Source organism: Mangrovibrevibacter kandeliae (assembly GCF_024519155.1).
Lineage (GTDB): Bacteria > Pseudomonadota > Alphaproteobacteria > Rhizobiales > Rhizobiaceae > Mangrovibrevibacter > Mangrovibrevibacter kandeliae.
In genome coordinates this window covers 835,948-861,363 of record NZ_JANIFJ010000001.1, presented here as the reverse complement: position 1 = coordinate 861,363, position 25,416 = coordinate 835,948, and the positions used below count along the sequence as shown (strand labels likewise).

At 69.5% G+C, this 25,416-nt stretch carries 22 protein-coding genes; 14 read left to right on the top strand and 8 right to left on the bottom strand.

Features of this window, described 5'->3' with window-relative positions; genetic code table 11:
• Positions 1-128: 128 nt before the first annotated feature.
• Together fabG and fabD are read right to left on the bottom strand one after the other, a co-directional pair.
• Entirely contained in the window at positions 129-866 is a 738-nt protein-coding gene (fabG, locus tag NPA30_RS04125) for a 3-oxoacyl-[acyl-carrier-protein] reductase (RefSeq protein WP_256801092.1), read from the bottom strand.
• 58 nt (positions 867-924) lie between these two features.
• Positions 925-1,860, bottom strand: coding sequence for an ACP S-malonyltransferase (gene fabD / locus NPA30_RS04120; RefSeq protein WP_256801091.1), 936 nt, complete (start codon positions 1,858-1,860; stop codon positions 925-927).
• Between the two features lie 223 nt (positions 1,861-2,083).
• Between fabD and NPA30_RS04115 the strand changes: the two genes are divergently transcribed.
• The gene (locus NPA30_RS04115; protein ID WP_256801090.1) at positions 2,084-4,546 is read left to right on the top strand and encodes a putative bifunctional diguanylate cyclase/phosphodiesterase; all 2,463 of its coding nucleotides are present in this window, start codon (positions 2,084-2,086) and stop codon (positions 4,544-4,546) included.
• Positions 4,547-4,662: 116 nt separating this feature from the next.
• Positions 4,663-5,601, top strand: coding sequence for a LysR family transcriptional regulator (locus NPA30_RS04110; protein ID WP_256801089.1), 939 nt, complete (start codon positions 4,663-4,665; stop codon positions 5,599-5,601).
• Here the strand turns inward: NPA30_RS04110 and NPA30_RS04105 are convergent.
• Positions 5,552-6,232 (bottom strand): SDR family oxidoreductase, encoded by a 681-nt coding sequence (locus NPA30_RS04105; RefSeq protein WP_256801088.1) that lies wholly within the window; start codon positions 6,230-6,232, stop codon positions 5,552-5,554. The genes NPA30_RS04110 and NPA30_RS04105 overlap by 50 nt on opposite strands.
• A 517-nt stretch (positions 6,233-6,749) precedes the next feature.
• Between NPA30_RS04105 and rpsF the strand changes: the two genes are divergently transcribed.
• From rpsF to NPA30_RS04050, 11 genes are all read left to right on the top strand, one after another.
• Positions 6,750-7,145 (top strand): 30S ribosomal protein S6, encoded by a 396-nt coding sequence (gene rpsF / locus NPA30_RS04100; RefSeq protein ID WP_256801087.1) that lies wholly within the window; start codon positions 6,750-6,752, stop codon positions 7,143-7,145.
• Positions 7,146-7,151: 6 nt separating this feature from the next.
• Positions 7,152-7,400 (top strand): 30S ribosomal protein S18, encoded by a 249-nt coding sequence (gene rpsR / locus NPA30_RS04095; protein ID WP_256801086.1) that lies wholly within the window; start codon positions 7,152-7,154, stop codon positions 7,398-7,400.
• A 119-nt stretch (positions 7,401-7,519) separates the two neighbouring features.
• Positions 7,520-8,467 (top strand): hypothetical protein, encoded by a 948-nt coding sequence (locus NPA30_RS04090; protein ID WP_256801085.1) that lies wholly within the window; start codon positions 7,520-7,522, stop codon positions 8,465-8,467.
• Positions 8,468-8,494: 27 nt separating this feature from the next.
• Entirely contained in the window at positions 8,495-9,091 is a 597-nt protein-coding gene (gene rplI / locus NPA30_RS04085; RefSeq protein WP_256801084.1) for a 50S ribosomal protein L9, read from the top strand.
• Between the two features lie 129 nt (positions 9,092-9,220).
• Positions 9,221-10,486 (top strand): SAM-dependent methyltransferase, encoded by a 1,266-nt coding sequence (locus NPA30_RS04080; RefSeq protein ID WP_256801083.1) that lies wholly within the window; start codon positions 9,221-9,223, stop codon positions 10,484-10,486.
• Between the two features lie 152 nt (positions 10,487-10,638).
• Entirely contained in the window at positions 10,639-12,126 is a 1,488-nt protein-coding gene (locus tag NPA30_RS04075; RefSeq protein WP_256801082.1) for a replicative DNA helicase, read from the top strand.
• Positions 12,127-12,131: 5 nt separating this feature from the next.
• Complete coding sequence (gene alr, locus NPA30_RS04070) at positions 12,132-13,301, top strand: alanine racemase (protein WP_256801081.1); 1,170 nt, start codon at positions 12,132-12,134, stop codon at positions 13,299-13,301.
• A gap of 2 nt (positions 13,302-13,303) precedes the next feature.
• On the top strand, positions 13,304-14,686 hold the full coding sequence (radA, locus tag NPA30_RS04065) for a DNA repair protein RadA (RefSeq protein ID WP_256801080.1): 1,383 nt from the start codon (positions 13,304-13,306) through the stop codon (positions 14,684-14,686).
• A 78-nt stretch (positions 14,687-14,764) separates the two neighbouring features.
• Complete coding sequence (locus tag NPA30_RS04060) at positions 14,765-15,394, top strand: CvpA family protein (protein ID WP_256801079.1); 630 nt, start codon at positions 14,765-14,767, stop codon at positions 15,392-15,394.
• Between the two features lie 150 nt (positions 15,395-15,544).
• A complete protein-coding gene (gene purF, locus NPA30_RS04055; protein ID WP_256801078.1) occupies positions 15,545-17,005 on the top strand; it encodes an amidophosphoribosyltransferase in 1,461 nt (486 codons plus the stop codon).
• Positions 17,002-17,745, top strand: a complete 744-nt coding sequence (locus NPA30_RS04050) for an SDR family NAD(P)-dependent oxidoreductase (RefSeq protein WP_256801077.1) — start codon at positions 17,002-17,004, stop codon at positions 17,743-17,745. Before purF ends, NPA30_RS04050 begins: the two co-directional genes overlap by 4 nt.
• Positions 17,746-17,847: 102 nt before the next feature.
• Here NPA30_RS04050 and NPA30_RS04045 read toward each other — a convergent pair whose 3' ends face one another.
• Positions 17,848-18,588, bottom strand: coding sequence for an SDR family NAD(P)-dependent oxidoreductase (locus NPA30_RS04045; protein WP_256801076.1), 741 nt, complete (start codon positions 18,586-18,588; stop codon positions 17,848-17,850).
• A gap of 79 nt (positions 18,589-18,667) precedes the next feature.
• On the opposite strand from NPA30_RS04045, the gene NPA30_RS04040 reads away from it, so the two are divergent.
• Positions 18,668-19,321: a TetR/AcrR family transcriptional regulator gene (locus NPA30_RS04040; RefSeq protein WP_256801075.1), complete on the top strand. Its 654-nt coding sequence runs from the start codon at positions 18,668-18,670 to the stop codon at positions 19,319-19,321.
• Between the two features lie 20 nt (positions 19,322-19,341).
• Here the strand turns inward: NPA30_RS04040 and NPA30_RS04035 are convergent, their stop codons facing one another.
• The 4 genes from NPA30_RS04035 to NPA30_RS04020 form a co-directional block, all read right to left on the bottom strand.
• Positions 19,342-20,172 (bottom strand): CDP-alcohol phosphatidyltransferase family protein, encoded by an 831-nt coding sequence (locus tag NPA30_RS04035; RefSeq protein ID WP_256801074.1) that lies wholly within the window; start codon positions 20,170-20,172, stop codon positions 19,342-19,344.
• Positions 20,172-20,870 (bottom strand): phosphatidylserine decarboxylase, encoded by a 699-nt coding sequence (locus tag NPA30_RS04030; protein WP_256801073.1) that lies wholly within the window; start codon positions 20,868-20,870, stop codon positions 20,172-20,174. The genes NPA30_RS04035 and NPA30_RS04030 overlap by 1 nt, the downstream gene beginning before the upstream one ends.
• Positions 20,871-20,951: 81 nt before the next feature.
• Entirely contained in the window at positions 20,952-22,847 is a 1,896-nt protein-coding gene (locus NPA30_RS04025; RefSeq protein ID WP_306228687.1) for an ABCB family ABC transporter ATP-binding protein/permease, read from the bottom strand.
• Positions 22,848-22,939: 92 nt separating this feature from the next.
• A complete protein-coding gene (locus NPA30_RS04020; RefSeq protein WP_256801072.1) occupies positions 22,940-25,276 on the bottom strand; it encodes a LysM peptidoglycan-binding domain-containing protein in 2,337 nt (778 codons plus the stop codon).
• Positions 25,277-25,416 lie beyond the last annotated feature (140 nt).

Genomic DNA, 25,416 nt, shown 5'->3' with positions numbered 1-25,416 from the left:
TTCGTCGCTCTCGTTAGACGCGCGAAGACGTTTGATCAAGCTGTCGTGGCATTGCGCCTCCCGCAAGCCGTTCCCCGCGCCGCGTCTTTTCCACCGCTTTCGGGGCGGCGGAAGGCGCGGCCCGCGGGTCAGATCATGGCCATGCCGCCATTGACGTGCAGCGTCTGGCCGGTCACGTACGCCGCCTCCTCCGACGCCAGATAGACGGCAGCGGCGGCGATATCCTCCACGCCGCCCATGCGCTTCATCGGGATCGCCCCCATGATCGTCTCCTTCTGCTTATCGTTGAGCTTGTCGGTCATCGCCGTCGCGATGAAGCCCGGTGCGATGCAGTTCACGGTGACGTTGCGCGAGGCGATCTCCTGCGCCAGTGACTTGGAAAAGCCGATGATGCCGGCCTTGGCCGCGCAGTAGTTGGTCTGGCCGGGATTGCCGGTGACGCCGACGATCGAGGTGATGTTGACGATGCGGCCATAGCGGCGGCGCATCATCTGATGGGTGAAGGCGCGCGTCAGGCGGAAGACCGCCGTCAGATCGACCTCCAGCACCGCATCCCAATCCTCGTCGGACATCCGCACGAACAGGCCGTCGCGGGTGATGCCCGCGTTGTTGACGAGGATGTCGACGCCGCCGAGCGCCGCGTCCGCGGCTGCGGCGAGCGCGCTCTGGTCCTCGCGCAAGGACAGATTGGCCGGCAGCACATGGGCCCGTTCGCCCAGCGAAGCGGCCACAGCCTCCAGCGCGTCGCGCCGGGTCCCGTGCAGGCCGACGATGGCGCCCCGCGCGTGCAGCGCGCGGGCGATGCCCTCGCCGATGCCGCCACTGGCGCCGGTCACGAGGGCCTTGCGGCCGGTGAGGTCGAACATGGGTCTGGTCTCCAACAACACGAAGGGCGGCCGATCGGCTGCCGGCCGCCGATTGCGGTCACCCGTTCCAGGGCGCCGCGTCGAGATCGGCAGGCGTGCCGAGCGAGTGCGTCTTCAGGTTGCGGTCGATCCGCCTGGCCAGGCCCGCCAGCACCTTGCCGCTGCCGACCTCGATCAGCGTGTCGACGCCGGCGGCGGCGAGGAACTCCACGGTTTCGCGCCAGCGCACCTGGCCCGTCACCTGCTCGACCAGGCGGCGGCGAATCTCGTCCGGCGCGGTTACCGGCTGCGCCAGCACGTTGGCGACGAGCGGCACCTCCGGCGCACGGATCTCGGCTCCGGCGAGCGCCTCGGCCATCCGCTCGGCCGCCGGCTGCATCAGCGAGGAGTGGAACGGCGCCGACACCGGCAGCGGGATCGCCCGCTTGGCGCCGCGATCGCCAGCGAGCGCCATCGCACGGGCGACCGCCGGCGCGGTGCCGGAGATCACCAGCTGGCCACCGCCATTGTCGTTGGCGATCTCGCAGACGCCGTCGCCAGCGGCTTCCGCGCAGAGCGCCGCCACCGCATCCGTCTCGAGCCCGATGAGCGCGGCCATCGCGCCCTCGCCCGGCGGGACCGCCGCCTGCATCGCGTCGCCGCGGGTGCGCAAAAGCCGGGCCGCATCGCGCACCGTAAGCGCGCCGGCAGCGGCCAACGCGGAATATTCGCCGAGCGAGTGCCCTGCGACATAGGCCGCGGCAGACAGCTGGAACCCACGCTCCTGCATCGCGCGGATCGTCGCCAGCGACACCGCCATCAGCGCCGGCTGCGCGTTCGAAGTCAGTGTCAGCCGATCCTCGGGCCCGTCCCAGATCAGCGTCGAGAGCGGCTCGCCGAGCGCCTCGTCGACCTCCTCGAAGACGCGCCGCGCAGCGGCGGAGGCCGCGGCGAGTTCGCGGCCCATGCCGACGGCCTGGCTGCCCTGGCCCGGAAACATCAATGCGAAGGTCATTCCACCTCGGTTCGTGCGTTCGATCGCCGCAGAACGCTGCAATGGTTGTCGCGGTCGCGAGTGTCAAGGGCGGCTGCAGGACAAGGAGGCATCGCTCGGCGGGTGAATATCTGCATTGCGTTTTGTTGGCCGCGCTTAAGGAGAGCGAAAGATCATAGATGCTAGAGGTTGCAGAGGCACAGCTGCGCAATGCAGGAGTTCGGCGGGCAACGGAGCCCCGGAAATGGACAGCATGACCATGACCTTGCCGTCGCCGGACCTGCGCTCCCTCCTCGACGGCTCGACCAAGGCGCAATTCGCAGTCGGGCGCGACGGCACGCTCCTCTACGCCAATCGCAAGGCGGCCGGTCTGCTCGGACCCGACAGCCCGGACGGCGGGACGCCGCTGGCCATCGAGTCGCTTCTGAAGCGGATCGCGGCCAGCGTCTTCGGCCACAGTCCGGACCGGATCTGGGCCGACGAGGTGCGGCGGGTCGCCAGCGGCGTCGCCGTCGGCTCCGGCGACTTCGACCTGCGCATGGGCCGCGAGCTCGCGCGCATCCGCGTCTTCGAACTCGGCAGCCAGCAGCGCCTGATGGAGATCGAGCTCCTGCCGCTCATCGGCGGCACAGGGCGCGACGACGAGGGCCACGACCTGCTGCTCGAGACGCTCGAGCATGTCGAGGAGGGCGTCGTCCTCTACGACAGGGACGCCAATGGCGAGGACGTCGTTCGCCTCTGCAACGGCAAGGCGGCGCGCCTGCTGGAGCTGCCCGACGACTTCCTGCGCCCCGGGCGGCGGCGGCGCGAGGTCATCCAGCTGTGCCAGGAGCGCGGCGACCATCCGGAGCGCTTCGATCCGGACGACTACATGGAACGGGCGGCCGACGGGCGGCGCGTGCAGGTGCTGGCGCGCCGACCGTCCGGGCGCTGGGTGATGCACTCGTCCTACCCGCGGCCGGGCAGTTCCGGCTCGCTCGCCTTCTATGTCGACATGAGCGAGACCATCGCCTTCCAGCAGTCGCTCGAGGACAGCCGCGCGGAATACGAAGCGCTGGTCGAGACCGCGCCGACCGGCATCGCGAAGATCGACCAGAGCGGCCGCGTCGTCTTTGCCAACGCCGCCACCACGATCCTTTTCGATCGCCGGGCCCAGACGATCGACCTTCTTGCACAGGTGGTGCCGCTGGACGGCCGGCCGCTCGCCTTTCACCTCGAAAGCAGCGGCCGCTTCGAGGCCGAGATCCGCCGCAGTCACGGCGACCGCCAGGTCATCGTCTCGGTCTCGGAACCGGTCGGCCGCGGCGACAGCCTGACCCGCATCCTGACCTTTGCCGACGTGACCGCGCTGAACGAAGCGCGCAGCCGGATCGAGCATCTCGCCCGGCACGATCCGCTGACCGGGCTCGGCAACCGGTCGCTCTTCGCCATGACCTGGGAGGAGATCGAGAAGGCCGCCGAGGCCAACCCGAGCCAAGTTCACCTCGTTGCGCTCGATCTCGACCACTTCAAGGGGATCAACGACGAGCACGGCCATGCGGTCGGCGACGCGCTGCTGCGCGAGGTGGCCGCACGGCTGCGCGCCACCGCCGAAACACCGGACATCTTCCGCCTCGGCGGCGACGAGTTCGCGGTGATCCTGCGCAACGGCTCGCGCCGCGACGCAATCGAGACGGCGCGCCGCATCGTCGCCCGCCTCTGCGACATCTTCGAAGTCGACGAAGACGCCCTGTCCATCGGTTGCTCCGCCGGCATCGCCTCCATGCCGCTCGACGGCTCGACCGGTGAACAGCTTCAGCGCGCCGCCGACATCGCGCTTTACCAGGTCAAGCGCAACGGACGGCGCGGCGTCGCCTGCTTCGATCCGGAGCAGGAAAGCGAACTCGTCGAACGCCGCCGGCTGCAGACCGACCTCGCGATCGCCGTCGCGCGCGGCGACTTCAGCCTCGCCTACCAGCCGGAGATCGACCTCAACCGCGACAGCACGATCGGCTGGGAGGCGCTCCTGCGCTGGCACAACAAGCGTCTCGGTCGCGAGGTGCCGCCGGCGGTCCTGATCCCGCTCGCCGAGGCGAGCGGCCTCATCGGCTTGATCGATCTCTGGGTCATCCGGAACGCCGTCGCCCAGATCGCCGCCTTCCGCGAGGCCGGCTGCGAGGAGACGCGCATCTCGATCAACCTGTCGGCGATGACGCTCGCGGGCGGCGACGTCGTCGGGTGGCTGCGGGATGTGCTCGCCGAACACGGCGTGCCGGGCAACCTCCTGCAGGTCGAGATCAGCGAGCGAACGACGGCGGGCCAGATCGCCGACATCGTGCGCGCGCTGCGCGAAATTCACACCCTCGGCGTACGGATCGCCATCGACGACTACGGGAGCGGACAGAGCAGCCTCGTCTACATCCAGGAACTTCCGATCAGCCGCCTGAAGATCGACCGGGCGCTGACCGCGACCCTCGGCCGGGAAGAGAGCGCGCAGGCGATCGTTGCCTCGATCTGGCACCTGTGCGGCCGGCTCGGCCTCAGCATGACCGTCAAGGGCGTGGAGACCGCCGAGCAGTGGAAGCAATTGCACGCGATCGGCCGCATCGACGCCCAGGGCTATTACGCCGGCGCGCCGGACACGGCCGAGATCGCCCTCGGCCGGCTGCGCAGCGAGGGCCGCATCCAGGCCGCTCGCCGGCTCCTGCGGGCGCGCGACATCGCCTGAGCGGTCGAGGGCACGCCACCAGCCGCCTCGGCACGACGGCGCCAAGCGAAAGCGGAAGTCTCTGTGCCAGGTGAAACACCGCTGCGACATCGAGCGACACGGATTACAAGAGCGGCATGAACCCGCGCTTTCTGAGAACCTTCCTGCATGTCGCAAACTGCCGGAGCTTCACCCGGGCAGCGCGTGAGCTTCACCTTGCCCAGTCCAGCGTCAGCGACCAGATGCAGTGTCTGGAGGATGAACTCGGGACAGCCCTTTTCCTGCGTTCGAGGCAGGGCCTGCAGTTGACGGCCGCCGGGGAGGCGTTGGTCGCGCCCGCGCAGCAGGTTCTCGCGGCCCTCGATGCCGCCCGCGACGGCGTTGCCCTCGCTCGCCGCTCGCTCGAGCAGCACGTGACCATCGGTGCCCTCGAAACGATCGCGTCCGAGCTTCTCCCGTCGCCGCTCGCCAGCCTCAGACGCGAGCATCCGGAGCTTCGATTGCGGGTCGAGGTCGCGGGCAGCGCGGACTTGCTGCAGCGCCTGCGCGACGGCAGGATCGACGTGGCCTTCTGCTTTCGCCGCGGCGCCTTGGACGGACAGCTGCTTCGCCGCGTCTACGCCACCGAGCCGCTGATCCTGATCGGCCCGCCTGCGACGGAGGACGCGGCAGCGCTTCCGCATCCCGGCGCGCTGGCCACCATGCCCTTCGTTGCGACCGAACCGGGCTGCGTCTACCGCCACCTCTTCGACGAGGCGTGGCGGCAGGCCGGCTCGGAGCCCCCGCGACCCGTCGCCGAACTCGGCAGCATCGGTGCCATCGTGCGGCTCGTCGAAGCGGGCAGCGGCTACGCCCTCGTCCCGCGACTGGCCGCCAGCCGGAAGCTGGAGTCCGGTGCGCTCACCCAGCACCGATGGCCCCGCCACGAGACCGTGGCGACGCTCGACATGATCTGGCGCCGGCGCCGCGTCCAGCCGCCGGGTCTCGCGCTCTTCCTGGCCCTCATGTCCGATGCCCGGAACTCTCTCAAACGAGGCGGTGTCCGCCCTCCACGTGCAGCACCGTGCCCGTCGTGAAGCCGTTGCCGATGACGAAGGCGAGCGCGTCCGCAATGTCCTCCGGCCGCCCCACCCGCCCGACCGGCAGCCGCGCCGCCATCCCGTCCAGGACCTCCGCCTTTCCCTCGCCCGCGACCACCTGCCAGATGGGGGTGTCGACCCAACCCGGCGAAACCGCATTCACGCGGATCGGCGCCAGTTCCACCGCCAGCGCCCGCACGAGACCCTCAAGCGCCGCGTTGATGGTCGCGACCACTGTGCCCCGCGGCATCGGCCGGTAGGCGGCGATCCCGGACACGAAGGTCAGTGATCCACCGGTGGCGAGGGTCGGAGCACCGTGCTTGGCGATGTGGATGGGGCCGACAATCTTGCTCTCGATGGCCCGTCTGGCGGCGGCGAGATCGAGTGCGGGAAGACGCGCGTAGGCGCCGGTGAACTCGGCTGCCGTGCAGACGATGTGATCGAGCTGGCTGCAACGCGCGAACAACGCCTCGACCTCCTGCTCGATCGTGATGTCGGTGACGATCGTCGCGGGCCGGTCCGGCCCCGCGCAGTCCGCCCGCACGCGCTGAAGCTTCTCCGGATCACGCCCGACGACGGTGACGTGATCGCCGGCCCGGCTCAGCTTTTGCGCCAGCGCGAGCCCCATGCCGGAGCTGCCGCCAATGATGAGGACGCGCCGGCCGTTTCATGTTCGCCCATCGTCTTTCGCTCCTTCGAGACGCCCGCACGTTCGCAGGAGTGCCGGCGCGGCGAAAACGGAAGCAACCGATGCCGCCATCGGAAGCGCCGATGAGGCCTGACGCTGCGGGGAGGCACCGCACCTGTCACCCTGCGACCGCTACCGGAGCGGCACTCCGACCGCGGAGCGCGCCGAGGGCCCAGCCGGCAGCGCTTGCCTCGCCGATAGGTCCGGCTCGCGCGCCTTGTGCCGGCGAGCGAAATCGTCTATGTGGCGCCCTCATTGTCCGGTCCTGCTGGGGGCTGAACGGAAGGCGGCCGGTTCTCCGGCGCATGATGCGGCAGCGCATCTGCTTCCCGTGTTCCCGCTCTCGACCGTCTCTAGGACGCGCCTTTCCATCGACGGCCCGCTCGGGCCACCGGAGAGTCGCAGAGGCTTAGCCGCTGGGCCGGACGATGCGAAGTGAAACGGAAAGGCGAACTCTATGGCTCTCTACGAGCACGTGTTTCTCGCCCGCCAGGACATCAGCGGCCAGCAGGTCGATCAGCTCGTGGACCAGTACCGCGAGCTGCTCGAAGCCAATGGCGGCAGTGTCGGCCGGGTCGAGAACTGGGGTCTGAAGACCCTCAGCTACCGCATCAAGAAGAACCGCAAGGCGCACTACGCGCTGATGAACATCTCGGCGCCGGCCGCGGCGATCCAGGAGATGGAGCGGCAGATGCGCTTCAACGAAGACATCCTGCGCTACATCACGATCCGCGTCGAGGAGCACGAAGAGACGCCCTCGGTGATGATGCAGAAGCGTGACGATCGTCCGCGGCGCGGCCGTGACGACGAAGGCCGCGGCGACCGCCCGCGCCGTCCGCGCGATTCGGAGTAAGCCGCCATGGTCGATGTCGCCCAGCTCCCCACCCGCCGGCCGTTCCACCGCCGCCGCAAGTCCGACCCGTTCTCCAGCGGTGAATCGCCGAAGATCGACTACAAGGACACGCGCCTCCTGCAGCGCTACATCTCCGAGCGCGGCAAGATCGTGCCGTCCCGCATCACCGCCGTGTCGCAGAAGAACCAGCGCGAGCTCGCGCGCGCCATCAAGCGCGCCCGCTTCCTCGGCCTCCTGCCCTACGTCGTGAAGTGACACGCCTGCGGCGGGCCCCGGCCCGCCGCATCGCCCCTCCGATCGGGTCGGAGCCGGCATCGAACAGACTTCCGAGTTGGGGCGAGCCCGCCTCTAACTGCCCCCGTGCAGGACAGCGAATGATCAGACCCTCCGCCCTTCTGGTGGCGCTCGTGGCGGGCGTCACGTCCGCCCTGCTCTTCGCCGGGCTCGTTGTCGAGTCGGCGACGGCCATCGGGCTGGCGCTGGTCGCGCCGATGCCGATCGTGATCGCCAGTCTCGGATGGGGCAGCGTCGCGGGCTTCGCCGCCGCCGCGCTCGCGGGGCTGACCATCGCCGCTCTCTTCGGGGATGCCGCGAGCGGCCTGTCGATCATCGCCACCATCGCGCTGCCCGCCGCCGTCGCCGGCCATTTCTGCGGCCTTGCGCGTCCGGCCGCAGCGCAGCCGGCAAACGACATGCCGTCGCCCCGGCTCGACTGGTACCCGCTCCCCGGTATCCTCTTCGCCGTCATCGCCTCCGTGACGCTCGGGTGTCTCTTCTACGGCTGGCTGGCAGATTTCGACCCGGCGGCGCTGAACGACGCCCTGTCCGATGCCCTCCGCCAGCAGGCGGGCATGCAGGCCGAGCTGACGGATGCCCAGCTGCAGCAGCTCAGCCAGCTCGTCGTGCGGCTGGTGCCCTTCGCCCAGCCGGCCCTGCTGGTGCTGGTGCATGTCGTCAACCTCTATGTCGGCGCCGCGGTGACACGCGCCTCCGGTCGCCTGCCGCGTCCGAAGGACGACGTGCCGGCATCGGCCGGCCTGCCCTGGATCGCGATCGTCCTGCTGGCCGTCGCCGCGCTTCTGTGCCTGGAGGGCGGTCTCATCGGCGCCGTGGCGGCGGCGGTCGCCGGTGCACTGACCGCCGGCTTCACGCTCGTCGGGCTCGCCGCAATGCACCGGCGCACGCGCGGTCGTGCCGGTCGGGGGCTCGTCCTCTTCGCTGCCTACGCGGCGATCCTCCTTCTCACCTTTCCGATCCTCGTCTTCACGGTGATCGGGATCATGGAAACCGCACGCGTCCGGCGAGCCGGCAAGCGGCACTGAATTATCGTCAAGGAAAGGAAGAACGTCATGGAAGTCATTCTTTTGGAACGCGTCTCCAAGCTCGGCCAGATGGGCGAGACGGTGCGGGTGCGCGACGGCTACGCCCGCAACTACCTGCTGCCGACCGGTCGCGCGCTGCGCGCCAACGAGGCCAACCGCGCCCGCTTCGAGGCCCAGAAGGCGCAGCTCCTCGCCCGCAACGAGGAGCGCCGCACGCAGGCCCAGGGCGTCGCCGAGACGCTGAACGGCAGGACCTTCGTGGTCATCCGCTCGGCCGGCGAGACCGGTCAGCTCTACGGCTCGGTGTCCACCCGGGACATCTCCGAGATCCTGAAGGGCGAAGGCTTCAAGGTCGGTCGCAACGAGATCGAGCTGAACCAGCCGATCAAGACCATCGGCCTGCACACGGTCGTCGTGGCGCTGCATGCCGAGGTCGAGGTCGAGATCGCGTTCAACATCGCCCGCTCGCCGGACGAGGCCGAGCGCCAGGCGCGCGGCGAGGACCTGACCTCGGCCGACGCGATCTACGGCGTCGACGAGGAGGAGGCGGAGGACGTCGCGGATGAGGGCGAGGCGGATGCGGAGGCCGCCGGCGAGGCCGAACCGGCAGCCGCGACCGAATAACACACCCCGCTCGTACGCTCGCGCGGATTTTTGGAGCCCCGGCCTCGGCCGGGGCTCTTTTCGTTTTGACCGGGGCTCTTAAACTTGCCTTAGTTTCGCCTCTTGCGTCCGCAGTCCGGAGTTCGCGTCATGAATGCCCTTCTGAAGTTCTACGTCACCCGTCTCATCACCAAGGGAACGATGATCATCACGGACGCGGCGGGGCAGACGACGGAATTCGGTGACGGCGGCGGTGAGCCCGTCCACATCCACATCAAGACCAAATCGGCCGAGCGTCGCATCGCCACCAATCCGGCGCTGCAGTTCGGCGAGCGCTACATGGACGGTGAGGTCGACCTGCTGAAGGGATCGATCTACGACGTCCTCGCCCTCGTCTTCGAGAATGCCGGCAACGACGCCGCCACCGAAAGCTGGATGCGCGCGATCGAGCGGCTGCGCCTGCTCTATCGCCGGCACATCCAGAACAACACGCCGATGCGCGCGCGCAGCAACGTGCAGCACCACTACGACCTGTCGTCGGAGCTCTACGACCTCTTCCTCGACATCGACCGGCAGTATTCCTGCGCCTATTTCGAAACGCCGGACGCGACGCTCGACGAGGCGCAGCTCGCCAAGAAGCGGCACATCGCCGCCAAGCTCTACATGGACCGGCCGGCGCTGAAGACGCTCGACATCGGCTGCGGCTGGGGCGGGCTCGGGCTTTACCTGGCCGACCATTGCGAGGCCGACGTGACCGGCATCACGCTGTCGGACGAGCAGTTCAAGCTGGCCAACCAGCGGGCCGCCGACGCCGGGCTCGCGGACCGCGCAACCTTCAAGATCGAGGACTACCGCAAGACGGAGGGGCCCTTCGACCGCATCGTCTCGGTCGGGATGTTCGAGCATGTCGGGCGCGAGTTCTACCGCGACTTCTTCCGCCAGGCGGCTCGGCTCCTCGACCGCAACGGGGTCATGGTGCTGCACTCGATCGGGCGCTTCGGCCCGCCGGCCAACACCAATGCCTTCATCGCCAAGTACATCTTCCCCGGCGGTTACATCCCGTCGCTGTCGGAGGTGACGCCGATCATCGAGGAGTCGGGCCTGATGATGACCGACATCGAGATCCTGCGCCTGCACTACGCGGAGACGCTCAAGAACTGGCGCGAGCGTTTCGAGGCAAGACGGGACGAAGCGAAGGCCATCTACGACGAGCGCTTCTGCCGGATGTGGGAGTTCTACCTCGCGGCATCGGAGACCTCCTTCCGCTGGCAGGAAATGATGGTCTTCCAGATCCAGCTCACCAAGCGCAACGACGTCCTGCCGCTCACCCGCGACTACATGATCGAGGCCGAGGCGAAGCTGCGCGAGGCCGAGCAGCGTTCGCCGGCTCTGGAGCTGTGTCACGCCGCCGAGTGAAGCGGGCCGGCGAACTTATCCCCGCAGTCCCCGCTCGCGGCTGTGGACAAGCTGTGGACGGCCGAGCCCGCAGCCCGGCTGTCGTCATCGCGCTTTGATCGACTCGCCTGCTCCTGTATAAGGTATATTCACCTTTTGTTCCAGGAGACGGCATGGCCGAGGCGGCGCGCAAGTTCGAGGAGGAGCAGCAGCTCTATCGCGAGGCCCCGAGCAACATCGAGGCCGAGCAGGCGCTGCTCGGCGCGATGCTCGTCAACAACGACGCCTACTACGTCGTCCACGACTTCCTGAAGCCCGACCACTTCTTCGATCCGCTGCACCGGGAGATCTTCGCCAAGACCTCCGAGATGATCCGGATGGGCAAGATCGCCAACCCGGTCACGATCAAGACCTTCCTGCCGGCGAAGGACCGGGTCGGCGACCTGACGGTCGCGCAGTATCTCGCGCGCCTCGCGGCCGAGGCGACGACGATCATCAACTCGGCCGACTACGGCCGCGCGATCTACGACCTCGCGCTGCGTCGTTCGCTGATCCGCATCGGCGAGGACATGGTCAACGTCGCCTTCGACGCGCCGCTCGACATGGAGCCGAAGCAGCAGATCGAGGAAGCCGAGCGCTCGCTCTTCGCGCTCGCCGAGACCGGCCGCTACGACGGCGGATTTCAGTCCTTCACCGACGCCGTGACGCTGGCGGTGCAGATGGCGACCGCCGCCAAGGATCGCGACGGCGGCCTGTCCGGCACCTCCACCGGCATCATGGAGATGGACCGGCGGCTCGGCGGTCTGCAGTCCTCCGACCTCATCATCCTCGCGGGCCGACCGGCGATGGGCAAGACCTCGCTGGCCACCAACATCGCCTTCAACATCGCCGCCGCCTACGAGCCGGCCGAGCAGGCGGACGGCAGCTACAAGGCACGCAATGGCGGCGTCGTCGCCTTCTTCAGCCTCGAAATGTCGGCCGAGCAGCTCGCCACCCGCATCATCTCGGAGCAGACCGAGATCTCCTCCTCGAAGATCCGGCGCGGTAACATCAACGATCAGGAGCTCGTCAAGCTCGTCGCCTGCTCGGAGACCATGCAGCGGCTGCCGCTCTACATCGACCAGACCGGCGGCATCTCGATCGCCCAGCTCGCCGCGCGCGCCCGGCGCCTGAAGCGCCAGCGCGGCCTCGACGTGATGGTGATCGACTACGTTCAGCTGATGCAGGGCTCGTCCAAAGCCTCGGCCCAGAACCGCGTGCAGGAGATCACCGAGATCACCACGGGCCTGAAGGCGCTGGCGAAGGAGCTGAACGTCCCGATCATCGCGCTGTCCCAGCTGTCGCGCCAGGTCGAGGCGCGCGAGGACAAGCGTCCGCAGCTCGCCGACCTGCGCGAGTCCGGCTCGATCGAGCAGGACGCCGACGTCGTGCTCTTCGTCTATCGCGACGAGTACTACCTCTCCAACCGCGAGCCGAAGCCCGGCACCGACGAGCACCTGAAGTGGGAGCAGGCGATGAACGAGGCGCGCGGCAAGGCCGAGGTGATCATCGCCAAGCAGCGGCACGGACCGACCGGGACGATCCCCCTCGCCTTCCAGGCCGAGTACACGCGCTTCAGCGACCTCGCCGACGACAGCTACCTGCCCGAGCGCTTCGAGTAGCGGTGATGTCGAGCCTTTTCGTGCCGGCCCGGGTGCGCTCCGACCGCCAGTCCGTCGTCACGATCGACCGCGGCGCGCTGGAGGCGAACTGGCGCGCCCTCGCCGCTTTGCAGCCGCAGGCCCGAACCGGCGCCGCGGTCAAGGCCGACGGCTACGGCCTTGGCGCCGCCGAGGTGGCGCGTTCGCTCGCCGCCGCCGGCTGCCGCGACTTCTTCACCGCCTGGGCCTCGGAGGGCGCAGCGGTGCGCGAGGCGCTCGCCTCCGCGCATGAAGGCTCGCACGCGCGCAGCGGAATTCGCATCTTCGTCCTGCAGGGCCTCGACGCGCCGGCCGTGCCGACACTGCTCGAATTCGGTCTGACGCCGGTGCTCTCGACGCCGGAGGATGTCGCGGTATGGCGCGAGGGCCTGCGCGAGGCCGGCACGCGCGCGCCGGCGGCGCTGCAGGTGGAATCCGGCATGAACCGGCTCGGCCTCGACCGCCGCGATGCCGAAGCCGCCGCGGCATTGGTCACCGACGGGTCGCTCGAGCTGTCGCTGGTGATGAGCCACCTCGCCTCGGCCGACGAGCCGACGGGCCAGAGCGAGGCTCAGCGGCGGCGGTTTCTCGAGCTGGCGGCGCTGTTCCCCGACGTGCCGCGCTCGCTGGCGAATTCCGCTGGCGCCTTCCGCGGCGCGGACTACGGCTTCGACCTCACCCGGCCCGGCATCGCGCTCTATGGCGGCCATGCCGGCCCGGCGTCCGACGGCCGGCTGCGCCCGGTCGCGACGCTGACGGCCACCGTCCTGCAGGTGCGCACCGCAAACGCCGGCGAGGCCGCCGGCTACGGCGCGGCCGCGCCGCTCGATCGCGACACCCGCATCGCCACGATCGGCATCGGCTATGCCGACGGCTACCCGCGCGCGGCCTCGGGCGCCGGCGTGCCGATGCGAGAGTCGAGGCCTGGCGCGATGGCCTTCGTGGCCGGCCGGCACGTTCCGGTGCTGGGGCGCGTGTCGATGGACCTGACGCTGATCGACGTGACCGACCTGCCGCCTGGCGCGGTGACGCCCGGCGATAGCGTCGAGCTGTTTGGGGCGAACGTCCCGGTCGACGCGGTCGCGGCGAGCGCCGGCACCATTGCATACGAGCTGCTGACCGGGCTGGGGCCGCGCGTGCGCCGGCAGTGGAACTGACAGTGGCCAAAACGAAGACCTCCTTCATCTGCCAGAACTGCGGAGCGGTCTACACGCGCTGGCAGGGCAAGTGCGACGCCTGCGGCGAGTGGAACACCATCGTCGAGGAGAACGCCGCGGGCGGCATCGGCGGCGGGCCGGCCCGCGCCCGGCGCAAGGGCCGCGTCGCCTCGCTGCTGCCGCTGTCGGGCGAGCTCGAGGAGGCACCGCGCATCGTGTCGGGAATCGGCGAGCTCGACCGGGCGACGGGCGGCGGCATCGTGCGCGGCTCGGCACTGCTGGTCGGCGGCGACCCCGGCATCGGCAAGTCGACGCTCCTGATGCAGGCCGCGGCCGCGCTCGACCGCAACGGCCACCGCGTCGTCTACGTCTCCGGCGAGGAGGCGGTGGCGCAGGTGCGGCTGCGGGCGCAGCGGCTCGGTGCCGCCTCCAGCGGCGTCCTCCTGATGGCCGAGACCAACGTCGAGGACATCCTCGCCACCCTCGCGGAGGATCGCCGGCCGGATCTCGTCATCATCGACTCGATCCAGACCCTCTGGTCGGATCTCGCCGACTCGGCGCCCGGCACGGTGACGCAGGTGCGCAGCGGCGTGCAGATGCTCATCCGCTACGCCAAGGCGAGCGGCGCGGCGGTGATCCTCGTCGGCCACGTGACCAAGGAAGGGCAGATCGCCGGCCCGCGCGTCGTCGAGCACATGGTCGACGGCGTCCTCTACTTCGAGGGCGAAGGCGGCCATCACTATCGCATCCTCCGAACCGTGAAGAACCGCTTCGGGCCGACCGACGAGATCGGCGTCTTCGAGATGAGCGACATCGGCCTGCGCGAGGTGCAGAACCCGTCCGAGCTCTTCCTCGGCGAGCGCAACGACAAGGCGCCGGGTGCCGCGGTCTTTGCCGGCATGGAGGGCACGCGGCCGGTGCTGGTGGAGATCCAGGCGCTGGTCGCGCCGACCGCGCTCGGCACGCCGCGCCGCGCGGTGATCGGCTGGGACGGGGCGCGCCTGGCAATGGTGCTCGCCGTCCTGGAGGCGCATTGTGGCGTACGCCTCGGCCAGCACGACGTCTATCTCAATGTCGCCGGCGGGTTTCGCATCAGCGAGCCGGCGGCCGACCTTGCGGTCGCGGCAGCCCTCGTCTCGTCCCTCAGCGGCCTTGCCCTGCCTCCCGATTGCGTCTATTTCGGCGAAATCAGCCTGTCCGGCGCCGTCCGGCCGGTCGCGCATGCTGCACAGCGCCTGAAGGAGGCGGTGAAGCTCGGGTTCCAGCGGGCGGTTCTGCCGTCGGCGGGCAGCGATCTTCCCAAGAGCCGCGATGTCCTCACCCACGAGATCGAGACCTTGCCGCATCTCGTCGCGGCGGTCGCCGGCGGCGAGGGCCGCTCTTGATTTCGCCGCGCCGGACGGGTGTAGATCGCAGGCAGACGAACGGTCCGCAGGCAGCGTCGGTAAAAGGGTTCGAGTGCGATGACCATCACGCTTCTTGACGCGATCCTCATCGGCATCATGCTGATCTCGGCGCTGCTGGCGATGGTGCGCGGCTTTTCGCGCGAGGTGCTGTCGGTGGTCTCGTGGGTGGCGGCCGCAGCCGCGGCGTACCTCTTCTACGCGCCGCTGACGCCGTACGTTCAGCCCTATATCCACAACGAGAAGGTCGCGATGGCCGCTGCGGCGCTGGCGATCTTCGTCGTCACGCTGATCGTCGTCTCCTTCATCACCCTGCGGATCGCGGACTTCATCATCGACAGCCGTGTCGGCGCGCTCGACCGGACGCTCGGCTTCATCTTCGGCGCGGCGCGTGGCCTGCTCCTCGTGGTCGTCGCGATGCTGTTCTTCAACTGGCTGGCGCCGCAGAACCAGCCGGCCTGGATCGCCCAGTCGCGCTCCAAGCCGCTGCTCGACGATCTCGGCCAGAAGCTCGTCGCCGCGCTCCCGGACAACCCCGAGGAGGCGATCCTCGATCGATTCCGCGAGCCGGGGAGCGAGACGGCCTCGCCGCCCGCCGAGACCGGCGACGCGCCGGCGGCGAGTGCGCCGTCCAGCATCGAGGACGCCATCCAGGGTTCGGAAGATCCCGACGAGGCGCCGGCCGATTGAGGCCTCCGGCCGGTCGCCCGCGGCTGGCGCTTGACGGTGGATTTGACCGAGTTTCTTCGTGATTTCGGCAGCATTGCGGTATATTGAATGCGGACCTTGCCGTCCGTATGTGCACCGACGGTATTCCTGCCGACGCAACCGAGTGACCTGATGGACGAAACGCCTTTCGGCGCAGCGGACGACGACACGCTTCATGAAGAGTGCGGCGTCTTCGGGATCTTCAAGCGGGCGGATGCCGCCGCGCTCGTGACGCTGGGGCTGCACTCGCTCCAGCACCGGGGTCAGGAGGCGGCGGGTATCGTCTCCTACGACGGCGCGCAATTTCACGTCGAGCGCCATTCGGGCCTCATCGGCGACACCTTCACCAAGCAGGCGGTGCTCGAGCGTCTCCCCGGCGAGGTCGCCATCGGCCACACCCGCTACGCCACCACCGGCGGCGGCGGTCTGCGCAACGTCCAGCCCTTCTTCGCCGAGTTGTCGGCCGGCGGGTTTGCCGTCGCCCACAACGGCAACATCACCAACGCGCTGACCGTGCAGCGCGAGTTGCAGCGGCGCGGCTCGATCTTCTCGTCGACCTCCGACACCGAGACGATCCTGCACCTCGTCGCCACCAGTGCGGCCCGCCACTTCAACGACAAGCTGATCGACGCGCTATCGCGCCTCGAGGGTGCCTTCTCGCTGGTCGGCATGACGCCGAAGAAGATGATCGGCGTGCGCGATCCGCTCGGCATCCGCCCGCTGGTGATCGGCGAGTTCGAGGGCGCCACGATCCTCGCCTCGGAGACCTGCGCCCTCGACATCATCGGCGCCAGCTTCGTGCGCGACGTCCAGCCAGGCGAGATGGTCGTCGTCACCGAGGACGGCATCGAGAGCCTGTTCCCCTTCCAGAAGCGCCGCCCGCGCTTCTGCATCTTCGAGTATGTCTATTTCGCGCGGCCGGATTCGAGCGTCGAAGGGCGCAACGTCTACGAGATCCGCAAGCGGATCGGCGCCGAGCTCGCCCGCGAGAGCCAGGAGACGGCCGACATCGTGGTGCCCGTGCCGGATTCCGGCGTTCCGGCGGCGATCGGCTACGCCCAGGAGGCGGGCCTGCCCTTCGAGCTCGGCATCATCCGCAACCACTATGTCGGCCGCACCTTCATCCAGCCGACCGACTCGATCCGCCACATGGGCGTGAAGCTGAAGCACAACGCCAACCGCGACGTGATCGAGGGCAAGCGGGTGATCCTCGTCGACGATTCCATCGTGCGCGGCACCACCTCGCAGAAGATCGTGCAGATGGTGCGCGACGCCGGCGCCAAGGAGGTGCACATGCGCATCGCCTCCCCGCCGACGCGCGCCTCCTGCTTCTACGGGGTCGACACGCCCGAAAAGACCAAGCTCCTCGCCTCGCGCATGTCGATCGAGGAGATGGCCGAGTTCATCCAGGTCGATTCGCTCGGCTTCCTGTCGATCGACGGGCTCTATCGTGCCGTCAATGAGCCGGGCCGCAACCCGGTCGCGCCGCAGTTCTGCGACGCCTGCTTCACCGGCGACTACCCGACCGCCCTCACCGATCTCGACGGCGCAGACAACGTGCGCCCGCTCTCGGTGCTCGGAGGCGCTTTGTGACGGGCCGCCTCGACGGTCGCGTCGCGCTCGTCACCGGCGCCTCGCGCGGCATCGGCTACCAGATCGCCCGGCAGCTGGCGGCCGAAGGCGCGCATGTCGTCGCCGTCGCGCGCACCGTCGGCGGGCTCGAGGAACTGGACGACGCCATCCGCGCAGGCGGCGCCGGCAGCGCCACACTGGTGCCGCTCGACCTCACCGACATGGCCGGCATCGACCGGCTCGGCGGCGCCATCGCGGAGCGCTGGGAAAAGCTCGACATCCTCGTCGCCAATGCCGGCCTGCTCGGCGTGCTGGCGCCGATCGGCCACATCGAGGCGAAGACCTTCGAGAAGACCATGACGGTCAACGTCACCTCCACCTGGCGGCTGATCCGTTCGGTCGACCCGCTGCTGCGCCGCTCCGACGCCGGACGGGCGATCGTCATGTCCTCGGGCGCCGCCCACAGCGCCCGGGCCTTCTGGTCGCTCTATGCCGCGTCGAAGGCTGCGGTGGAGGCGCTGGTGCGCTCCTGGGCGAACGAGACGCAGAGCCTGCCGCTGCGGGTGAACTCGGTGAACCCCGGAGCCACCCGCACCGCCATGCGGGCACAGGCAATGCCCGGCGAGGATCCGAAGACGCTGCCGACCGCCAAGGAGGTCGCGGCCAGGATCCTCCCCCTCGCCTATCCCGAGCTGACCGAGACCGGCCAGCTCTTCGACGTGCGCGAGAACCGCTTCCGGACGTATCGCGAGCCGGAGTGAGGTCGAGCCGGCCGAGGCCGGTCGCAACGGCCGCCGACACCATCGCCCGAAGGTCGATGCCGATCCCGGTATCCGCAGGATGGCCTCGGCTTCGTCGCTTGCTCAGGCCACCGCGCCGCCGTCCACCGTGAGGATGGTTCCCGTGATCTGCCGGGCCGCCGGAGTCGCGAGGAAGGCGACGGCCGCCGCGACGTCGGCTGGCTCGCCGTAGCGCCCGAGCGGGATGAGGCTGCGCTGGAAGTCCGCGAACTCGCCGTTGGCCGGGTTCATGTCGGTGTCGGTGGAACCCGGCTGCACGAGGTTGACCGTGATGTCGCGCGGTCCCAGTTCCCGGGCCAGCCCGCGGGTGAACGACTGCAGCGCCGACTTCGTCATGAAGTACACCGTGCCGGTCACCCCGACGATGCGATCGGCGCCCGCCGACCCGATGCTGACGATGCGCCCGCCCGCCGGCAGATGCGGGATCGCCGCCTGCGCGGCGAGGATCGGCGAGCGCACGTTCACCGCCAGCAGCGCGTCGATATCCTCTGCCTTGAACTCGGCGATGGTGTCGTAGAGCGCGATGGCGGCGTTGTTGACGAGAATGTTGAGCCCGCCGAGCAGCCGAGCCGCCTCGTCGACCGAACGTTTGATCGCCGCGGGATCGACGCTGTTCGCCTGCAAGGCGAAGCCCCTGCGCCCCATCGCCTCGATCGCCCGAACAACCGCCGCCGCGCGATCCGCCGACCGGTCGAAGGTAATCGCAACGTCAGCACCCTTCTCAGCCAGCGCCAACGCGATGGCCGCCCCGATGCCGCGCGAGCCACCCGTAACGAGAGCCCGCCTACCATCCAGCTCAAGCATTCCATCACCCCATATCTGTATCGAACGATACACATATCGTCGACTTGCTCGCGGCCGTCAACGGCTTATGTAGTGACCGATGCAAAAAGATGATGAGAGTGACCGGGAGCCCAGCAGGCCGGCTCGTGCGCGCGGTCGGCCGCGCGCGTTCGACCGTCAGGCCGCGCTGGACCAGGCCATGCGCCTGTTCTGGGAAAAGGGCTACGAGGCAACTTCGATCGCCGACCTCACCGGGAGGATGGGTATCGGTGGACCGAGCCTATACGCTGCGTTCGGTTCGAAGGAGGCGCTCTACGCCGAGGCGTTGGGGCACTACCAGACGACGAACGAGCATCATGTCTGGGAGCGGTTCTCCGCTGCGCCGACCGCGCGAGGGGCCATCGAAGCTTTCCTCATGGATTCGGCCGCCGTGTTGACGGGCTGCGTGATCGACGCGCCGCTTGGCTGCATGGTCACGCTGTCGACCGTCGCCAGCGAGGGCTATGCCGAACTTGGAGAGCTGGTGCGCGCCAGTCGCGCCGTGACGCTCGAACGGCTGACCGTGCGGATAGACCGGGCCGTGGCGGACGGCGAAGTGCCCGCGTCGACCGACGTCCACTCCCTCGCCCGTTTCGTCCAGACCGTCCAGAACGGCATGTCGATTCTCGCCCGCGACGGGGCGAGCCGAGCAGAGCTGGAGGCTGTGAGCGAGCTTGCCCTTGTCGGCTGGGACGCCCGGACGCGCCGGCAATAGATGCGGCGTCCCTGCTCCCGTCAGTCGCCGTCGAGCGCCATCGCCTCCTTGCGCGCTCGCCGGCGATAGGACCGCACCGAGAAGCCGATCGACACGAGATAGGCCAATCCGGTGAAGACCAGCGTCTGCCAGAGGTAGCTCGACAGCAGCGCGACATAGGCGACAAGCACCAGGATCACCGGCGCGACGTAGTCCCGGCGAACCCGCACCGCGATCGTCTTGCCCGACCAGGTCGGGATCTGGCTCGCCATCAGCCCGCCGATGACCACGAGATAGACTGCGGAGAAGCCGGCGCTGAGCTGGGGATAGCCGGTGTCCGGGCCGACGAAGCCGAGATAGGCGGGAAACAGCGCAAGGCCGGCGCCGGCGGGTGCCGGCACGCCGACGAAGTAGGCCGTCTGCCACTTCGGCCGGTTCGGGTCGTCCAGCATCGTGTTGAAGCGGGCGAGGCGCAGCGCGCAGGTGGTGGCGTAGAGGAGCGCGGCGATCCAGCCGAAGGCGCCCGCCTCGTGCAGCGTGTAGGCGTAGAGCACGAGCCCCGGCGCAACGCCGAAGTTGACGATGTCGGCGAGCGAATCCATCTCGGCGCCGAAGCGGCTCTGGCCCTTCAGCATCCGCGCGATGCGCCCGTCGATCCCGTCGAGGAAGGCGGCGCCGAGAATCATCAGGACGGCGAGCTCGAACCGTCCCTCGAAGGCGAGCCGAATCCCGGTCATCCCCGCGCAGATGGCGAGGATCGTGATGAGGTTCGGCACGATCTGGCGGAACGGGATCCAGGCGCGCGGCTGGACACTGGCGTCCTGCGCCGTCTCGTCCTCCTCCGGCTCCGGCTGGACGATCGGCCCGCCCATCAGTCGCGCCGCGCCGGCCACGTGGCCAGGCTTTCGCCGAACTCGGCGATCACGGTTTCGCCGGCAATGGCCATCTGGCCCTCGGAAACGCGCGGCTTGCAGCCATCGGGCAGGTAGACGTCGAGGCGCGATCCGAAGCGGATCAGGCCGATGCGCTCGCCCGCCTCGATCCGGTCACCGCGTGCCACGAACGGCACGATCCGCCGCGCGACGAGCCCGGCGATCTGGACGACGCCGAATTCGCCCTTCGGCCCGTCGATGACGATGGAGTTGCGCTCGTTCACCTCGCTCGCCTTGTCGAGCTCGGCATTCTTGAACTCGCCCTCGCGGTAGGCCATGCGCGCGATCCGGCCGCGCATCGGAGCGCGGTTCACATGGCAGCTGAAGACGTCCATGAAGACCGAGATGCGCAGCATCGGCTCGAAGCCGAGTTCGAGCTCCTTCGGCGGCACGACGTGGCCGACCAGCGACACGCGGCCGTCGGCCGGGCTGACGACGAGATGGTCGGCCATCGGCGTGACGCGCTCGGGATCGCGGAAGAAATAGGCGCACCAGCCGGTGAGGATCAACAGGATCCAGAACAGCGGCTGCCAGAGGAAGCCGAGGACGACGGCGGCGACGAAGAACGCCGCGACGAAGGGCCAGCCGGCGCGGTGCACCGGGACGAGAACGTTGCGGATCGACTGGAAGATATGCATGTCCGCGAAAACGTCTCCGATGGTTCTGGTTCCCGATCGGGTCGGCTTAGGACGTGAGCGCGTCCGTCACAAGCCGTGCCGTCAGGTGACGTTCTCCGGCCGCCGCCGTTCGATGACGCCGAGCGCGTCGGACTGGCGGGCGCGGCGCAGCGCCTCCTCCGCCTCGCTCGCCTCGCGCTGCATCGCCCACATCTCGGCGTAGAGTCCACCCTTGGCGAGGAGCTCGGCATGCGCCCCGCGCTCGACGATCTCGCCGGCGCGCAGGACGATGATCTCGTCGGCGCCGATGATGGTGGACAACCGGTGGGCGATCGTCAGCGTCGTGCGGTTCTTCGACACCTGGTCGAGCGCCGACTGGATCTCCTGCTCGGTGTGGGTGTCGAGCGCCGAGGTCGCCTCGTCGAGGACGAGGATCGGCGGCGCCTTCAGGATGGTGCGCGCAATGGCGACGCGCTGCTTCTCGCCGCCCGACAGCTTCAGGCCGCGCTCGCCGACCATCGTATCGAAGCCTTCGGGCAGCTGTTCGATGAACGGGCCGATCTGCGCCAGTTCCGCCGCCGCCCGCACGTCCCCGTCCGCCGCGTCCACCCGCCCGTAGCGGATGTTGTAGGCGATCGTGTCGTTGAACAGCACCGTATCCTGCGGCACGATGCCGATCGCCGCGCGCACGCTCTCCTGCCGGCGTTCGGCGATGTCCTGGCCATCGATGGTGATGCGACCCGAGGTCACGTCGTAGAAGCGGAACAGGAGCCGCGAGATGGTCGACTTGCCGGCGCCGGACGGTCCGACGATCGCCACCGACTTGCCGGGCGGCACCTCGAAGCTGATCCCCTTCAGGATCTGCCGGTTCGCCTCATAGGCGAAGCGCACATCCTCGAAGCGGATGGCGCCGTCAGTGACGACGAGGTCCGTCGCGTCCGGCCGGTCCTGCACCTCCTGCGGCACCTCGAGGATGTCGAACATCTGCTCGAGGTCGGTCAGGCCCTGGCGGATCTCGCGGTAGACGAAGCCGATGAAGTTCAGCGGCACCGAGAGCTGCATCAGCATGGCGTTGATGAAGACGAAGTCGCCGAGCGTCTGCGTGCCGGCCCGCACCTCGAGCGCCGACATCACCATGGCGAGCGCCATGCCGGCGGAGAAGATGACGCCCTGGCCGAAGTTCAGCCAGCCGAGCGAGGTCCAGATCCGCGTCGCCGCCACCTCGTAGCGCGCCATCGAGCGGTCGAAGCGCTCGGCCTCCATGCCCTCGTTGCCGAAATACTTCACGGTCTCGAAGTTGAGGAGCGAATCGATCGCCTTGGTGTTCGCCTCGTTGTCCGAATCGTTCATCTCGCGGCGGATGCCGATGCGCCAGTCGCTCGCCCGGATGGTGAACCAGCCGTAGAGCCACACCGTCACGGCCACGACGACGAGGTACCAGATGCCGTAGGAGACGCCGAGGATCACCGCCGTCAGGGCGAATTCGAGGATCGTCGGCACGGTGTTGAGGATGGTGAACCGGACGATCGTCTCGATGCCCTTGGTGCCGCGCTCGATGATGCGCGACAGGCCGCCGGTGCGCCGCTCCAGGTGATAGCGCAGCGACAGGACGTGCATGTGGACGAAGGTGCGGAAGGCGAGCCTGCGCACCGCATACTGCCCGACGCTCGCAAACAGCGCGTCGCGCAGCTGGTTGAGCGCCACCGAGACGATGCGGGCGATGTTGTAGGCGACGACGAGCGTCACCGCGCCGGTGATGATCAGCGGCAGCACGTCGCGCGCGCTGTTGGCGCCATCGAGCGCGTCCGTCGCCCATTTGAAGAAGTACGGGATCGCGACGGTGAGGAGCTTGGCGAGCACCAGGAAGAGGCTCGCCCAGAGCACCCGCATCCTGAGGTCCGGCCGGTCGGCCGGCCACATGTAGGGCCACAGGTTCGCGAGGGTCGAGACGGTCGCGCCGCTCTCGCCCGATACGGTCTTCTTCGGTGTCTTGGCCAAGCCGTCCTGCCGTCGTCTTCGATCCCGCCGCAGCCGCAGCCGCAGCCCCCGGCGGGAGTCGTTCGAGCGGAGGCTTACAGGGGAATGGCGCTCTATTCCACCGCAACCGCGCCATCGGCGCCGCTTTCCGCACCCCCGCTGGCCGGCATGCGGAACACCTGGCCGGGATAGATCCAGTGCGGATCGCGGATCTGGTCGCCATTGGCAAGGTAGATCACCGTGTAGCGGCGGCCGAGGCCGTAGGTGTCGCGCGAGATGCGCCAGAGCGTGTCGCCCTTGCGGATGATGACGCGCCCGCCGCCCGGCACCAGGGCCGGCTGCTCCAGCGTTGCAACGCCGCCGGATTCGCCGAGGGAGTTGTCCTGGCCGGACACCACGGCTCCCGCCCCGTCGGGCGGCGCACCGGCTAGGCCGGGCGCGGCCTCGCCGTCGGGTGTCGCACGTTCCGGCGCGGGAGCCTCAGCGCCGCTCGGCTTCCGGCCGTCGGGCACACCCTCCCCTGCACCGCGCCCGTCATAGGCGGCGGTCGCCAGACGATCGAGCTCCGGCCGGGCGGGCGGCGGTGGAGTCGCGGCGGGTGCCTCAGACTGCTCGGCAGCCGTTGGTGGGGCGGACGCAGCCGCAGCGGCAGCGGCAGCGGCAGAGGCGGACGCCGGCGCGGCCGGATCACCGCCCGCCGCAGGCTGCCCCGCTGCGGCCCGCTGCGGCGGCGTCGCCTCCGTCCCTGCCGCGGGCGTGCGCGGCAGCGCCTTGGCCGTCTCGTCCTGCGGCTCGGGCTTGGAGGCTGCGGCGTCGGGCGTCGCCGGCAATGCGAGGGTCTTCGGCGCGGGTGCGATCGCCGACATGCGCTCGCCCTCCGGCCGCATGAACGGCACCTCCGCACGGGCGAGCACCGTGCCACCGGCACCGATCGCGTCGGCCCGGATGCGGTGGCGCCCGACGGTCAGCGGCAGCGTTCGGCTGATCAGGAAGCGCGAGGCGTCAGTGGCCGGCGTCTCGGCGAGATAGACGTCGTCGACATAGATGCGCACCTTGGCGGACGCGGGCGCGCGGCCGGCGATATAGACCGTGTCGTTCTCGATCTCGACGGCCTCCACCGCGACGTCCGCCGCCCGTGGCAGCGTCTGCGCGTCCGACGCGGCACCGGCCGGGCCGGTCTTGGTGCGCGGCAGGGCCGCATCCGGCGGCGTCGCCTCGGCATTCGCGGCGGGCGGCGCGGCGGGCGCCAGTTCCGCCGCCTGCGGGTTGGCGTTGCCGCGCGCTGCGTCCTTCAAGGAGGCTGACGAACCCGCGCCCGCCCGTATGTCGGCCGGCCGGTCCGGGGAAGCCGCGGACGGCGTCCCCTGATCGCGCTGCTCGGGCAGTGTGATCAGGCGGGAGGGCTGGTTCGGTGCCTCGATCATCGCGAGGAGATCCGCTTCGTGGCCGCGCGCCGGCACGTCCACCACCGCCGTCTCCTCGGAGCGCGTCCGGCGCCCCTCCGGTGTCGTTGCCTCCAACTGAAGGGAGTGCGTCCCGGCCGGCAGACGATCGCCGAGCACCACCACGAACTCGCCGCTGGCGTTGGCCGTGTCGCTGCCGAGTTCGCGCGTGCCATCGGTGAGAGCGATGCGGGCATGGGCCGGACCGCGACCCGCGAGCACCGTCGAGCCGTCGGGCTCGACGCGCAGGAGGTCGAAATGCGGCCGTTGCGGGTCGGCACCGGCTTTGCCAGGCGTGCGTGGCAGTTCGCGGGCGGCGGTCTCGTCGTGGGCGTCCCCCGGCCCCGGTGCGGTGCGCCCCGCTTCCGGCGTCGCGGGCGCCTCACGCCGAGCCACCATCGCCGGGCGGTCGGGCGACGTGGCCTCGGCCGGAGTGGCGGCGTCTGCGGGCCGCGGCGGGTGATCCGGCAGAGCCGCGCCCGCAGCGGTTTCGCGCGCGCCCGTGGCGCCGGCGCCGGCCTCGCCGTCCGCTTCCGCGCGCGGCAGCCTCTCGTGCGCGTCGGCACCGGCCCCGGCAGCCTCCGGCTGCGGCGCTGCCGCCAGATCCTCGGTCGCGGGCCCGCCGCCCGCATCGGCTGCGGAGTCCGACGCCGCCGAAGCGTCAGGCGCGGCGGCCACAGCGCTCGGGTCCGAAGAGGACCCAGCGGCCGGTTGCGACCCGGAGGCGGTCGACTGTGCCGGCGCGGGCGACTGGCCCGCGGATGCGGTCGGTGCCGGCTCGACCGAGGTCGATGCCTGCCGCTCGCCGGGCGGGGACGCGGGTGCGGCGGTCGGCGCGGATGCGCCCTTCGCATCGGCCGCGGTGCGCGAGACCACCGCACCGCCATCCGCTTCGTCCTTCCGCAGAACCTTCATGCGTTCGGAGCTGAGCATGTCCCAGTAACCGGCCAGGATCGCGCCGAAGAGGGCGATGCAGACGGCGAGGGTCAGGAGAGCGCGGCGCTTCATCGAGGTCCAATCCAGTCCGGTGCGCGGACGACGTCACAATTCGCTTGACAGGCTTTTGCGACATTTAACGAAGGGTTAACCCGGTCACAAGCACACGTGCCGAACCTTGCGGAGGATTGGTAAATCCATCGTGGCGATGG

Bases quoted from the DNA above. Each gene is read 5' to 3' on its own strand.
- fabG (WP_256801092.1), bottom strand. From the start codon at position 866: ATGTTCGACCTCACCGGCCGCAAGGCCCTCGTGACCGGCGCCAGTGGC.
- fabD (WP_256801091.1), bottom strand. From the start codon at position 1,860: ATGACCTTCGCATTGATGTTTCCGGGCCAGGGCAGCCAGGCCGTCGGC.
- NPA30_RS04115 (WP_256801090.1), top strand. From the start codon at position 2,084: ATGGACAGCATGACCATGACCTTGCCGTCGCCGGACCTGCGCTCCCTC.
- NPA30_RS04110 (WP_256801089.1), top strand. From the start codon at position 4,663: ATGAACCCGCGCTTTCTGAGAACCTTCCTGCATGTCGCAAACTGCCGG.
- NPA30_RS04105 (WP_256801088.1), bottom strand. From the start codon at position 6,232: ATGGGGCTCGCGCTGGCGCAAAAGCTGAGCCGGGCCGGCGATCACGTC.
- rpsF (WP_256801087.1), top strand. From the start codon at position 6,750: ATGGCTCTCTACGAGCACGTGTTTCTCGCCCGCCAGGACATCAGCGGC.
- rpsR (WP_256801086.1), top strand. From the start codon at position 7,152: ATGGTCGATGTCGCCCAGCTCCCCACCCGCCGGCCGTTCCACCGCCGC.
- NPA30_RS04090 (WP_256801085.1), top strand. From the start codon at position 7,520: ATGATCAGACCCTCCGCCCTTCTGGTGGCGCTCGTGGCGGGCGTCACG.
- rplI (WP_256801084.1), top strand. From the start codon at position 8,495: ATGGAAGTCATTCTTTTGGAACGCGTCTCCAAGCTCGGCCAGATGGGC.
- NPA30_RS04080 (WP_256801083.1), top strand. From the start codon at position 9,221: ATGAATGCCCTTCTGAAGTTCTACGTCACCCGTCTCATCACCAAGGGA.
- NPA30_RS04075 (WP_256801082.1), top strand. From the start codon at position 10,639: ATGGCCGAGGCGGCGCGCAAGTTCGAGGAGGAGCAGCAGCTCTATCGC.
- alr (WP_256801081.1), top strand. From the start codon at position 12,132: ATGTCGAGCCTTTTCGTGCCGGCCCGGGTGCGCTCCGACCGCCAGTCC.
- NPA30_RS04060 (WP_256801079.1), top strand. From the start codon at position 14,765: ATGACCATCACGCTTCTTGACGCGATCCTCATCGGCATCATGCTGATC.
- purF (WP_256801078.1), top strand. From the start codon at position 15,545: ATGGACGAAACGCCTTTCGGCGCAGCGGACGACGACACGCTTCATGAA.
- NPA30_RS04045 (WP_256801076.1), bottom strand. From the start codon at position 18,588: ATGCTTGAGCTGGATGGTAGGCGGGCTCTCGTTACGGGTGGCTCGCGC.
- NPA30_RS04040 (WP_256801075.1), top strand. From the start codon at position 18,668: ATGCAAAAAGATGATGAGAGTGACCGGGAGCCCAGCAGGCCGGCTCGT.
- NPA30_RS04035 (WP_256801074.1), bottom strand. From the start codon at position 20,172: ATGGGCGGGCCGATCGTCCAGCCGGAGCCGGAGGAGGACGAGACGGCG.
- NPA30_RS04030 (WP_256801073.1), bottom strand. From the start codon at position 20,870: ATGCATATCTTCCAGTCGATCCGCAACGTTCTCGTCCCGGTGCACCGC.
- NPA30_RS04020 (WP_256801072.1), bottom strand. From the start codon at position 25,276: ATGAAGCGCCGCGCTCTCCTGACCCTCGCCGTCTGCATCGCCCTCTTC.